Raw genomic sequence first — 12,392 nt, forward strand, 5'->3', positions numbered from 1 at the left:
AATCTAGGCAGCTCAACGAGACATTATCGCGAAATCGCTCAACCATATATAAATAAACTAATATTCGAACCGATGAAAGAAAGGTTTAGCTTTACTCATGCGGATGCTAAACAAGGAGATGGAATCGATTTAAGCGGAGACTTTTGTGAGCCCGCATTTTGGGAGCAAATAAATGATCGCTCCTATGACGTTATAATATGTTCAAATCTGCTAACTCACGTATTTGACAGGGACATAATTATTAACAACATCAAAAGATTAGCGAAAGAAAAGTCATACATTGTTGTTACGTCGCCCTTTATATATCCATACTGTGCTGATCCATACGATTCAAAATTTAGGCCAGACTGTCAACAATTGTTAGGTTTGTTTCCAGAACTTGAGCTTTTAGATGCCGCCACGGTCAGTAGTGGGACCGGGCACGTTTATCGATTGTTGAGAAATAAGCGGGATCTAGCTTCCTTCCTTATTAACGTTATCCTTCCGAGAAAAGGCATGAAGCGGTGGAGAAATGTTGCGTCAGACGTGCCGAATATTTTCATGCATTTTCAGACTAGTTGCGTATTTCTTCAGTCTGTCAGCAGGACTAAAGCCGTTTCGGACTTCGCAGCGGGACGATGATGGCCCACCTTATTCAGCGATGGGGTAATTTTGGGCTGGCGAGCGTAGCGTAAAATGTTGATTTAGTGTATGGATCGGTTGTCTACGCCGAGCATTCACGCTATCGCATCGACGCCACGCGCGCCATGACCGAAGATACCTCCCTCCCATTTTCGTTTCCAGCCGTTGGCCGCAAGAAGATCACCGCCGCATTCGACGGCGGACGCATCACCTCGGACGCCGGCGTGATGTTCCTGGGGCAAGCCGAACGTCGTCTGGGGCTGGTGGACAAGCTCGCCGCCGTTATTGCCGATCCGCGTAATCCTTTGTTGATCACCCATTCGCTCGCCACCATTTTTCGTGCGCGCATTCTCGCTATCGCTTGCGGTTACGAGGATGCGGACGATCTCGATCATCTACGCAAGGATCCGGCCTTCAAGATCGCCTGCGGGCGCTTGCCCGATACAGGGAACGATTTGTGCTCGCAGCCGACCATTTCGCGTTGGGAGAATGCGCCGACTTTGCGCGAAATCGTGAAGCTTGGCGGCGTGCTGATCGATCTTTATTGCGCCAGCTACGCTGCGCCTCCGAAAGCCGTCACGCTCGATATCGACGAGACCTGCGACGCCGTGCATGGGCAAATTTGCCACCTTGCGCGAGAAGCTGCTCAAGATCGGCGCGCGCATCGTCGAGACCGCAAGCCGCATCCGCCTTGCGCTGGCCAGCGCTTGCCCACAAGCCGAGCTATTCCGACGTCTGGCCGGCGCGTTACAGCCGGCAGGACCGTGAACGACGGGGCAGAGACCGCGTCCGCAAGCCCCAGAGAGCCCGTCCTTTCAACTCCAACGCGTTCCAAAAGTGCAGAAATTACTCAGCGATCAAACGCAAAGCGGACGCGCGCCGCGATCATACCGCGGAAAAAACTCGGGAAAGACCGTCGGCTGGCTGAATAGGACGGGCTTCCGTAATGGCCCCCGCGTTGTCAAGTCCCTCGTATCAACTTCGCCAATCTACGGTGCGCCGCGCGAGCGCGCCATTTAATTGCGCCATAGCGAGCGCGGTGCCTGCGATCCGTCTCCCTCGTCTTCGTCGCCGGTCTCTTGCTTCCGTCCGTGGTCGACGCGACGGCCGCCACATGATGCTCATCAGAGGAAACAGTGAGCCTATCTAATCACGCGTGGTCCGCCTTTGTGACGGCCACTGCCCGCTCTTACGGCTTCACCGGCTCCATCGTCCCAGCGACGGGACCTTGGATGAAACGGCTCCCTTCAGGACCGCTTCGAAAGCTTTTTTGTTTCCTATCAGGCGCGGGTGATTCACGGTGGCGCGGATTTGGGTTGAAGATGGGCGTTGTGACACGCACAGGTTTCGAGGCGCGCGTGCGGGACTGTCAGGAATCTTGTGTGTGGGGCCAGGTTGACCATCACACCACGACGAACCTTTCGTCGAACATGATGGCGAATTGGGTCTTCGCCTCGCACCATTCGCGTGGCGGCATTTTCCATTCTCCCGCGACCTGACGCAAGACGAGATACAGCAACTTCGTCGCGGCCTCATCGGTTGGAAAATGCCTTCGCGTTCGCACGGCGCGGCGCAATTTCGCGTTGAGCGATTCAATGGCGTTCGTCGTGTAGATGATCCGACGCACCGCGACGGGAAAGGCGAAAAACGGAATGACTTGCTCCCAGTTTCGCCGCCAACTCTGCGCAATAGCTGGATATTTTATACCCCATGGTCCGGCGTCGAATGCCTCCAGCGCCTCTCGGCCGGCGTCCGCGTCTTTCGCGCGATAGATCGTCTTCAGTTCGGCGGCGATGGCCTTGCGGTCCTTCCATGACGCAAAGTCCATGGAGTTGCGAATGAGATGCACGATGCAGGTCTGCACAATCGTCTGCGGAAAGACCGCGTTGATCGCGTCCGGAAAGCCCTTCAGTCCGTCCACCACGGCGATGAGAATGTCGTCGATGCCTCGGTTCTTCAGCTCGTTCATGACGCGAAGCCAGAATTTGGCGCCCTCGGAAGTCTCGATCCACAGGCCCAGAATATCCTTGGTTCCCTCGGGCGTAACGCCCAGCGCGACATAGACGGCCTTGTTGCGAACCAGCCCTTCATCGCGGATTTTGACGCGCAAGGCGTCGAAGAAAATCAGCGGATACATCGCCTCCAAGGGCCGGTTCTGCCATTCGGCGACCGTCTCCAAAATCGCGTCGGTGATCGTCGAGACGAGATTGGGCGAGACCTCCAGCCCATAAAGCTCCAGGAGATGGCCCTGGATCTCACGAACCGTCATGCCGCGCGCATACATTGACACGATCTTCTCGTCGAAGCCCGGGAAGCGGCGCTGGTAACGCTGGATGAGCTTGGGATCGAAAGTTCCTTCCCGGTCACGCGGGATTTTGATGTCGATCTTCGACGTCTCGGTCAGCACGGTCTTCTTCGAATAGCCATTGCGGTGATTGGCTCTACCACCCACTGCTTCGCCATCGAGATGATCGTCCAGCTCCGCGTTCAGAACCCGCTCGGCCAGGGCCTTTTTCAGCTCGTCGAAAAGCCCGTCCTTGGAAAACACTTCCTTTGGATCGCGCCCCGAGAGAAGTTGGTCCAGTGTGTCCTTCTTGATCGCCATAGTCCGCCTCCAGCGGTTCTACTATGGCCCACACACACACAAGATTCCTGACAGTCCCGCGCGTGCGAGAGCTGTGCGCCGGCCAGGCGATGTTGGAGCAGATCGCCGAGGCAGTGTGGAGCGAATGAATCGCACTCTGAAAGAGGCGACGGTCAAACGCTCCCCCTATGAAAGCCATAACCAGCTGCGAGAGCATCTCGCGACGTTCTTGGCGGCCTACAACTTCGCGAAACGACTGAAGACCCTGCGAGGCCTGACGCCTCACGAGTATGTCTGCAAATCCTGGAAAGCCTAGCCCGTCGTCTTCGAAAAAGATCCGACCCAGCTCACACCGGGACTATACACCTAGCGAGAAGGTGCCGCATGAATCTCCTTGGCCTATTTAAAAAAAGAATAGTTTGGCGCACGGCTATATATAAAGTTTCATCCCTTGATCAGATTTTTGATTTGGAACGCTTAGAACCTTTTTTCTTAATAGGAGCCCAGGGACGACGAAAGGATAAAAGCTACCCATCAGTATGTGCCGACCCGTTTTTGTTTGTTTATCATGACAATTTATACGTGTTTTATGAGCTAAAAACTGATGGCGATCATGGAGCAATAGCTGCAGCGGTGCTGTCCTCAGATGGACTGTTAACGGACCTTGGCATTGTTTTGCACGAGCCTTTCCATCTCTCATACCCTCAGGTTTTTGATTACAATGGTGTAGTGTATATGCTCCCTGAAACAGCGCAGCTTGAACGCGTTGTTCTCTACCGCGCAAAAGCATTCCCAAAAGAATGGGAGATAAACTCAACATTAATAAACGGGCCGCTGCTTGATCCGACGCTTCTGCGTATAAACTCGCATATCGCATATTTGTTTGGAACAACTAGAGATAAAACTCTGAAGATATTTGAGTTAGATAGCATGCTTCGTATTAAGCCGGGCTCCTGCCGACTGGCACATGTCGATAAAGCCATCTCTAGATGTGGAGGCAGCCCATTGAAGTTTGGAGAAAGCTTTGTGAGGGTAGCGCAGAGAGAGATAACTAAATACGGAGAGTCTGTTGCGTTCTATAAAATAGACAATTTATCTGAATCCTACGGAGAGACGTTGGTTGTTGGTAGACATTTATTTAGTACTCCTCCATCATGGGCTTCTGAAGGCCACCACCACATATCAGTGTCCTCTTTTAGAGGCGAATTATACGTTGCTGTCGACGGCTATACGAAAGATGGATACTGTAATACATTGACATATGCTTGGATCGTATTAAAAAACAAACTTGTTTATTTAAAGAAAATCGCCTTGTCTTGTTTTCAGTAGCTGGATCTGTATCAAAGAGAGAATTTTGGCCTACGGTTTGCTGTCGGTTTGGAGAGAAGCATGAAAGTGTCGATCGCAATGGCGACGTATAACGGCGCCTCGTGGCTAAGAGATCAGCTCGAGAGCTTCGTGGGCCAGGATAGACCTCCCGACGAGTTGATCGTTTGTGACGACTGCTCCACCGACGAAACGTTTGAAATATTAGATAAATTTAGAAGCCGCGCTAAATTTAAGGTTGTCATCTATCAGAATGAATGTAATATTGGTCACCTTAGAAATTTCATGCAGGCCCTATCGTATTGTCGTGGCGACGTAATATTTCTCAGCGATCAAGACGATAAGTGGTATGTTAACAAGATATCGACGCTAATTAAAATGTTTCAGCGAGACAAAACATGCCAAGTTGCGCTCAACGATGCGATGTACGCAAACTCCAATGGAGCTGAGCTTGACCTGACCGTACTGGAAAAAATTAGAAGCATACATGGACATCCGAATGGTCACATCGCTGGTGCCTGCACCGCTATGACGAGAGAGTTCCGTGATTTCATCATACCATTGGATTTTAGGGACATACCGCAGCACGATGTGTACATTCATAGATGGGCGGCTGTATTGGATTGCAAGCGGCTAACGAGCGAGGTTCTGCAGATCTGGAGAATTCACGAAACGAATTCATCTCAGAATGAGATGACAAGGCCGCAAAAAATATCTATTTTTTCCTGGTATCTGAAATTCAGAAAGGTCGATTCAAGAGCCGATTATTTGAACAAGGTAGACCAATTCACCCGAATGAAGCAGCATCTACATTCTAGAATTTTGGAGTTCCGCGGAATGGACCTGCTCGTGAGTGAGAAGCAAGTGATTGATGCGCTTGATCGTCGGATTGTCGCATTTCGTAATCGAGCGTCATTGTTCGGTATGCCGTATGTGAAAAGATTGAAGCTAATATTTGTTATGGCGACTACAGGCCAGTATAAATTATTTTATGGATGGAAAAGCCTTCTAAAGGATTTAACGATTATCTGAGCCACAGACAGGATATAATGGACAACGATCGATCGGTGGCAGGCGGCTTGGCCCATAGGGGACGATGAGAGGATGGTTCAGCTGATGGCGGGGGTCTTGCTGATAACAAAAAAAATTGAAACTCGACCCGCCGGAGGGCGGGAACTGTTGTGCAAGCTCAACCGTGATTGCCTAAAGGACATTTTCGGCGAGGATCTGCATATTTTGGAGCTCGACGGCCGACCCTTGACCGGGGTGTGCTCTTTTATTGGAGCTTTTAGAGGGCATATCGATGGCTTGAACAGCGCCGTCATCGCAGAAGCCGTGAGGCAAATTCGCACCAATCGGATCGGCCTCGCATTCGTGGACGGCTCGAACCTCGGCGAAGTCGCGGCAGCGCTGCGTAAAGACGCGCCGGGCGTCAGTATCATAACGTTTTTTCACAATGTGGAATCCCGCTTCTTCCTCGGTTCTCTGATGGCGTCGCCCAGCCTGCGAGCGCTCGTCGTAATGGTGGTCAATTATCTCGGAGAGCGGAAGGCGGTTCGCTGCAGCGATCGCCTAATAGCGCTAAACCGTCGCGACAGCGATTTTCTGCGAAGCATCTACGGCCGCTCGGCAGATTACATCGCGCCGATGTCGCTCGAGGATAAGCTGCCGCAAGCGACGGGTGGCCAAGTCGACTGTGCGCGCATCCGCAAAGAAAAGTATATACTCTTCGTAGGTGGAGCGTTTTATGCTAATCGGTTGGGCGCCGCTTGGTTCATCAAACATGTCGTTCCCCATATCGGCATTAGGACGATCATTGTAGGCAAAGGCCTCGAAGTTTTGAGGCACGATGGCGATCCGAACGCAAAAATCGAGGTGATTGGAGAGGTGCAAAATCTTGCTGAATGGTATCTTGACGCCCATCTTGTTGTCGCCCCAATATTTGATGGTTCGGGAATGAAGACAAAGGTCGCTGAAGCGCTGATGTTCGGTAAAAAGGTCGTCGGCGCCCCCGAGGCCTTCTCCGGCTACGAAGATGTCGCCGAAAAGGTGGGGTGGATCTGTGCGACCGCAGACGACTTCATTGAAACGCTCAATCGCTTGGAGCACGCGGCATTGCCGCGATTCGACCATGAGGTCAGGGCGCTGTTTGAGCGCCGATACTCTTATGAAGCTGCGCGCGCTCGTCTCGCGCATGCGCTGGAAGCGGCGTCCCATGCCGCGAACTGAAAGGCGCCAAGGTCAGGTTCGACCAAGCAAATCCACAGCGAGCTAGCCAGGAATGAAGATCTGCGTCGTTACGCCGCGATTTGCGGTATCGGGGGTTCCACTAGCACAAATCAGATTCGCGGAAGCGTTGGCTGCCAATGGACACTCTGTCGACTTCGTAATCGGTTGCGTGAACCGAGGCCTCGCGATGCCGAAAGTGTTGGGAGTCAATGTAATGCTTTTCAATCGCGCGAACGTGCGTGGAATGCTATATCCCCTATGGAAATGTTTTCGTAAGAACAAGCCTGACATTGTCTTCTCGGCTGAAGATCACCTCAACACGATCGTACTCTTAGCGGCTATCCTCTCGGGATCGTCGGCGAAAATCAGCGGATCTTCGAGAGTCACGCCATATGACACATATTCAACCAAAATATTTACCAAGCGGTGGGTTCTTAAGCAGGTCTTTCGCACCGTGATGTGGCGAGCGAACGTACTGACATGCGTTTCGAAGGACATGGTCGAGCAGTACCGAAAGGTGTTTAGTAACGCGCCCCATGTCTGTGTCTACAACATCGTCGATAACCCGTTGTCCAGACAAAAAATGCTTGAACCAGTCGATGCCGAGTGGTTTCTGCAAAAGGACATCCCTGTAATTGTCGCCGCCGGACAATTGGAGCCGTGGAAAGGTTTCGCCGATCTGATCCGCGCGGTGAAGGAGGTCTCGCGTAGGCGGAGCGTGCGGCTGGTAATATTCGGCGAGGGCTCGCTGCGCGACGAGCTTGAACGCTTGATTCAAGAGCTCGACCTCACCGACAATGTGAAATTGCCAGGCAATGTGGCGAACCCCCTCAAATATTTCACACACGCACGAGTGTTCGCGCTGACCTCCTACGTCGAGGGCATGCCGAACGCATTGATTGAAGCGATGATGTGCGGATGTACGCCGGTCGCCACCAATTGTCCCACTGGCCCTCGGGAACTGCTCGATGACGGGAAATTCGGCTATCTCGTTTCTGTCGGGGATCCGATCTCCATCGCAAGCGGGATTGAGCAGGCGCTAGAGAAGCCCATAGATAAGCATCTTCTCGCCGAAGCGATCGCTCCATTTGAAGAGCAGACCATCATCGCGCGACACTTTGAACTCTTGGGCTTGACCAACGATCGGAGAAAGCTCGCGCACGCCGACGACCAATGTCAATTATAGCGACGCATTGCATTTGAATAAGCGCGGCGAACCGGTGGCGGACCACCATTTCCCCTTGAAGATCGCCTTTGTGATCAAGGCAATGAGCAATCCTGGCGGGGGTGCAGAGCGCGTTCTTGCCTCTGTGTGTTCTGGATTGGCCGAGCGAGGTCACAACGTAACGATAATTACCAGCGATCCATCCGACCAGCCGTCCTTCTATCCTCTCTCGTCGCGCGTTCGACGCGTTTCTTTGGGCGTGGGGACAGTGGAGGGGAACTCTCGGCCTTGGGACGTCGTGCGTCGGATTTGGGTGCTGAGGCGCAAAATATTAAATTGCGCTCCCAACGTGGTCGTCGCCTTCATGCACAGCTCATACCTACCCGTAGGAATGGCGCTCGTAGGAACCGGCATTCCCATGGTGGCAAGCGAGCACATCGGGCCCGACCATTACCAGACGCGACCATTCCAATTGGCGCTCGTCATGCTGACCCCTTTTATGGCGCAGAAAATCACCGTCGTTTCGGAGCAGATCAAGCAGCAATACGGGCCCTGGCTTAGGCGTGTTATGGTTGTCGCGCCAAATCCTATCGCTGCGCCGTCAACGAAAAACGAGAAGCGTGCCCCGCGCGCAAGAAGGGTGCTTTCAGTTGGAAGGTTGACGACGCAAAAAAATCACGGCTGTCTCATCGCCGCCTTTGCTTTGATCGCGTCTGACTTCCCCGACTGGACATTGCGGATCGTCGGCGAGGGCGAATTGCGCGGAGCGCTCGAAAGGCAAATACGTGAATTTGGACTGGAGCGCCGCGTCGAGCTGCCTGGCGCTATCAGTGACATCTGGCGGGAGTACCGGAACGCTTCTTTTTTCGTTTCCCCATCGACATACGAGAGCTTCGGGCTCGCGACCGCCGAAGCGCTGCTGAGCGGCGTGCCGGCAGTCGCATTCGAAGACTGCCCAGGCACCAATGTCTTAATACAGAACAACGTCGACGGGATTCTCGTGAATGAGAGCAGAGACCGCACCCAGGCCCTGTCGATTGTGCTAAAGCGACTGATGGCCTCCCCGGAAGAGGTAGAACGGCTGTCTCACGCCAGCGTTCGGAGACTGGAAGCATACAGCTTGCCGAGAGTGCTCGATACATGGGAAAGCATTTTGCGCGACGCTGCTCAAGCCACGACCTCCACACAGTTCGATCGGGTCAAGATCTCATAGTACAAAATTGCGCCGCGACCTTCTCAGTGGCGCCCCACCTGGAAATGAATTCGGAAAAATGGCCCTGTCAACTTTTTTTCCATGTTCCACGAGGCGGTAGCCTAATCGAATGTGCGGCATCTCCGGCTTTCTGACTTCCGGAACAAACCCGCGCGGGCTGAATGCGATTAAGGCGATGACCAACGCATTAGTTGCGCGCGGGCCTGATGGCGCAGGATATTGGAGCGATCCCGAAGGGCGGCTGTTTCTGGGGCACCGGCGTCTGTCCATCATAGATCTTTCGTCCGCAGGTCATCAACCGATGGAGTCTGCTAGCGGACGATTCGTGATGACTTTCAACGGCGAGATTTACAATCACGCGGCAATACGTTCGCAATTGGAAGATGTCGGCGCTGCTCCCAAATGGCGCGGACATTCGGACACTGAGACGTTCCTCGCCGCTATTGAGCATTGGGGTCTAGACGTCGCCCTGAAACGCGTCACGGGCATGTTTGCCATCGCGTTATGGGATATCGCTCGCCGCACGCTGTATTTGGCGCGCGACCGTTTTGGCGAGAAGCCTCTTTATTACGGCTGGGTAGGCCATGGCGGTCAGGCCGCTTTTGCATTCGGTTCCGAGCTAAAGGCATTGCGCGCTTATCCCGGATTCGCCAATCCGGTGAGCCTTGAAGCTTTGGCGCTGTATTTGCGTTTCATGTATGTTCCCGCACCGTACAGCATCTATGAGGGCGTCTACAAGCTGGAGCCGGGTTGCGTGCTCAGCATCTCAGGCGACGGGCCGCCTTCGCTTGCCCAGCCGCTGCGGCCGCCGGCGACGCATGGAGGAGCGACGCTGAGCCGTTGGTGGTCGCTCGACGCGCTGGTGGAATCGGGAGCGCAGCATCAATTTGAAAGCGAAGCAGACGCGATCGGGGCGCTGGAGCAAAGCCTGAGAGATGCAGTGAAGCTGCAATCAGTGGCGGATGTACCGCTGGGCGCTTTTCTCTCCGGCGGCGTCGACTCATCGACAATCGTGGCGCTCATGCAGCAACAAGCCGCGCGCCCGGTCAAAACGTTCACCGTCAGTTTCGAGGAGGCGGGCTTCGACGAAGCGCCTCACGCTCGGGCGGTCGCCCGCCATCTTGGCTCAGATCATTCCGAGCTGTACGTGACGGCGGCCGAAGCCTTGTCCGTCATTCCGAATTTGCCGGTGATCTATGATGAGCCGTTCGCAGACTCGTCTCAGATACCGACGCTTTTGGTTTGCCACGCCGCGCGCCAGCATGTCACTGTAGCGCTGTCCGGCGATGCCGGCGACGAGCTGTTTGGCGGCTATAATCGCTACTTGTGGGGGCCGCGCCTTTGGAGCCGCCTGAGCAGGCTGCCTTACTCAGGGCGCCAGGCGCTTGGGGGAGCGCTCGCCGCGGTTCCGGAATCGGTCTTGGAACTTCTCAGTCGTCCCGTCAACGCAGTATTACCCGGAAGCCGTGGCATCGGCCACCTCGGTGAAAAGGCGCACAAGTTGGCTTCTCGGCTCCGCGGCGCACACAACTTTGACGATTTTTACCGTAACCTAGTTTCCGAATGGCAGGATCCTTCGGAAATATTAAGCGCCGGCTGCGGCCGAATAGAGGGGCCGCTGAGTCTTCTGGACGACCCGTTGCCGACCCGAGGCGCGGAGCCACGTGAACTGCAGATGATGTACCGAGACAGCCTCACCTATCTGCCCGACGATATTCTATGTAAGGTGGACCGCGCCGCCATGGCGACGAGTCTGGAAACGCGCGTGCCTTTTCTGGATCAGCGCGTGGCTGAAGTCGCATGGCGACTTCCGCTCCACATGAAAATTCGTGACGGTCAAGGCAAGTGGGCGCTTCGCCAGGTGCTTCACAAATATGTGCCGCGCGAGCTGATCGAACGGCCGAAGGCCGGCTTCAGCATTCCCGTCGGCCAATGGTTGCGAGGACCATTGCGCGGCTGGGCGGAGAACCTATTGGACGAAACTCGGCTCGTGCATGAGGGATACTTCAAGCCTGCGCAGATTCGCGAAGCATGGAGACAACATTTGAGCGGTCGACGCGACCTAACGCCCAAACTATGGAGCATATTGATGTTTCAAGCCTGGTTGCGAGGGATTTCCTGAGATGTGGCCGTACTGGGTCATGTTTTTGCTGCCGGCGTGCGCCGCTCTGAATTCGGCAGGTTCGAGGCTCAGCCGGCCCAATCAGGCGCGAGGCTCGGTAATTTGGGTGTCCTTTGGAATATTCCTCGCCCTGCTCATAGGCTTTCGTTATCAGGTGGGCGGCGATTGGGGCTCATATCTGAAGATGTTGAAAGAGATAGCTACCAATGGAATTTCGACTAAACTAGACCCTGGTTATGGGTTACTGAACTCATTTAGTTTGGAGATGGACTGGGGAATATTTGGCGTCAATGTTATTGGAGGCGCAATTTTTACACTTGGCCTTATGCGGTTTTGCCGAGCCCAGCCCCGGCCCTGGCTGGCGTTGGCAGTCGCAGTTCCATACCTAGTGGTAGTCGTCGCTATGGGATACACTCGTCAAGCTATTGCATTAGGCGCGGCAATGCTTGGACTGGTGGCCCTGGGCAACAAGTCTAACATCCGGTTCGCGGCGTGGGTGCTCTTGGGAGCTACGTTCCATAAATCAGCTGTCCTACTGTTACCGCTCGCGGCGCTCGCGACGGCGCGCAGTCGACTCTGGACAGTTGGATGGATTGCAGTGATCACGGCAGGGGCATACAAGCTGCTTCTGGAGAAGGATGCCGAGTCGCTCTACGTCAACTACGTCGTCGCCGATTATCAATCAGAAGGCGCGATGGTGCGACTGCTGATGAACGCATTGCCGGCTGTGATTTTTTTGGTTTGGCGACAGAAATTTCAATTTGCCGAATCCGAACGGCGTTTGTGGACTTGGGTTGCAATTTTTTCGCTGGGGATGTTGGGAGTATTCGCGGTTACCACCGCGAGCGCGGCGATCGATCGGATCGCGCTTTACATGCTGCCCTTACAGCTCGCGGTTTTTTCTCGCCTTCCCGATGCGATTGGCGTCAAAGTCAAGCGTCGTCTGGCTTCTACAAACTCGACCGCCTCGTCTCCGCGCGGTGAACTGTTGCCAGTCAGACCCGAAAGCGCGCGCCAATTAACGGCAGCCGTGTTGCTGTATTACTCTGTAGTTCTTTTCGTGTGGTTGAACTTTGCCACGCACGCCGGCTATTGGCTGCCATACCGATTTTATCTTTTGGAGTTCTGAGTT

Annotated in this window: 10 protein-coding genes and 2 pseudogenes; 11 read left to right on the forward strand and 1 reads right to left on the reverse strand. The window is 54.2% G+C overall.

Features of this window, described 5'->3' with window-relative positions; genetic code table 11:
- Positions 1-72 precede the first annotated feature (72 nt).
- From IYY11_RS23695 to IYY11_RS04245, 3 genes and pseudogenes are all read left to right on the forward strand, one after another.
- Positions 73-621 carry a methyltransferase domain-containing protein gene (locus IYY11_RS23695; protein WP_409455222.1) on the forward strand — a complete coding sequence of 183 codons (549 nt, stop codon included), beginning with the start codon at positions 73-75 and terminating at the stop codon, positions 619-621.
- Positions 622-746: 125 nt separating this feature from the next.
- A pseudogene (locus IYY11_RS04240) lies at positions 747-1,238 on the forward strand (transposase); the annotation flags it as partial.
- On the forward strand, positions 1,234-1,389 hold the full coding sequence (locus tag IYY11_RS04245; RefSeq protein WP_196402865.1) for a transposase: 156 nt from the start codon (positions 1,234-1,236) through the stop codon (positions 1,387-1,389). The pseudogene IYY11_RS04240 and the gene IYY11_RS04245, both read left to right, overlap by 5 nt.
- A gap of 634 nt (positions 1,390-2,023) precedes the next feature.
- Here the strand turns inward: IYY11_RS04245 and IYY11_RS04250 are convergent.
- A complete protein-coding gene (locus IYY11_RS04250) occupies positions 2,024-3,226 on the reverse strand; it encodes an IS256 family transposase (RefSeq protein WP_196402866.1) in 1,203 nt (400 codons plus the stop codon).
- 109 nt (positions 3,227-3,335) lie between these two features.
- Between IYY11_RS04250 and IYY11_RS04255 the strand changes: the two are divergent.
- The 8 genes and pseudogenes from IYY11_RS04255 to IYY11_RS04290 form a co-directional block, all read left to right on the forward strand.
- Positions 3,336-3,521, forward strand: a pseudogene (locus IYY11_RS04255) (integrase core domain-containing protein); the annotation flags it as partial.
- A 68-nt stretch (positions 3,522-3,589) separates the two neighbouring features.
- Positions 3,590-4,534: a hypothetical protein gene (locus IYY11_RS04260; protein WP_196402867.1), complete on the forward strand. Its 945-nt coding sequence runs from the start codon at positions 3,590-3,592 to the stop codon at positions 4,532-4,534.
- 60 nt (positions 4,535-4,594) lie between these two features.
- Positions 4,595-5,563 (forward strand): glycosyltransferase, encoded by a 969-nt coding sequence (locus tag IYY11_RS04265; protein WP_196402868.1) that lies wholly within the window; start codon positions 4,595-4,597, stop codon positions 5,561-5,563.
- Positions 5,564-5,635: 72 nt separating this feature from the next.
- Positions 5,636-6,760 (forward strand): glycosyltransferase family 4 protein, encoded by a 1,125-nt coding sequence (locus IYY11_RS04270; protein ID WP_196402869.1) that lies wholly within the window; start codon positions 5,636-5,638, stop codon positions 6,758-6,760.
- Between the two features lie 52 nt (positions 6,761-6,812).
- Positions 6,813-7,946, forward strand: a complete 1,134-nt coding sequence (locus IYY11_RS04275) for a glycosyltransferase (RefSeq protein ID WP_409455220.1) — start codon at positions 6,813-6,815, stop codon at positions 7,944-7,946.
- A gap of 7 nt (positions 7,947-7,953) precedes the next feature.
- Positions 7,954-9,138, forward strand: a complete 1,185-nt coding sequence (locus IYY11_RS04280; protein WP_196402871.1) for a glycosyltransferase family 4 protein — start codon at positions 7,954-7,956, stop codon at positions 9,136-9,138.
- A 109-nt stretch (positions 9,139-9,247) separates the two neighbouring features.
- Positions 9,248-11,260, forward strand: a complete 2,013-nt coding sequence (asnB, locus tag IYY11_RS04285) for an asparagine synthase (glutamine-hydrolyzing) (RefSeq protein ID WP_196402872.1) — start codon at positions 9,248-9,250, stop codon at positions 11,258-11,260.
- Position 11,261: 1 nt separating this feature from the next.
- On the forward strand, positions 11,262-12,389 hold the full coding sequence (locus IYY11_RS04290; protein ID WP_196402873.1) for an EpsG family protein: 1,128 nt from the start codon (positions 11,262-11,264) through the stop codon (positions 12,387-12,389).
- Positions 12,390-12,392: the final 3 nt, after the last annotated feature.

The sequence above is a fragment of the Methylocystis sp. H62 genome (assembly GCF_015709515.1).
In the GTDB taxonomy this organism is placed as follows: Bacteria; Pseudomonadota; Alphaproteobacteria; order Rhizobiales; family Beijerinckiaceae; genus Methylocystis.

Bases quoted from the DNA above. Each gene is read 5' to 3' on its own strand.
- IYY11_RS04270 (WP_196402869.1), top strand. From the start codon at position 5,636: ATGGTTCAGCTGATGGCGGGGGTCTTGCTGATAACAAAAAAAATTGAA.
- IYY11_RS04275 (WP_409455220.1), top strand. From the start codon at position 6,813: ATGAAGATCTGCGTCGTTACGCCGCGATTTGCGGTATCGGGGGTTCCA.
- IYY11_RS04245 (WP_196402865.1), top strand. From the start codon at position 1,234: ATGGGCAAATTTGCCACCTTGCGCGAGAAGCTGCTCAAGATCGGCGCG.
- IYY11_RS23695 (WP_409455222.1), top strand. From the start codon at position 73: ATGAAAGAAAGGTTTAGCTTTACTCATGCGGATGCTAAACAAGGAGAT.
- asnB (WP_196402872.1), top strand. From the start codon at position 9,248: ATGTGCGGCATCTCCGGCTTTCTGACTTCCGGAACAAACCCGCGCGGG.
- IYY11_RS04250 (WP_196402866.1), bottom strand. From the start codon at position 3,226: ATGGCGATCAAGAAGGACACACTGGACCAACTTCTCTCGGGGCGCGAT.
- IYY11_RS04290 (WP_196402873.1), top strand. From the start codon at position 11,262: ATGTGGCCGTACTGGGTCATGTTTTTGCTGCCGGCGTGCGCCGCTCTG.
- IYY11_RS04260 (WP_196402867.1), top strand. From the start codon at position 3,590: ATGAATCTCCTTGGCCTATTTAAAAAAAGAATAGTTTGGCGCACGGCT.
- IYY11_RS04265 (WP_196402868.1), top strand. From the start codon at position 4,595: ATGAAAGTGTCGATCGCAATGGCGACGTATAACGGCGCCTCGTGGCTA.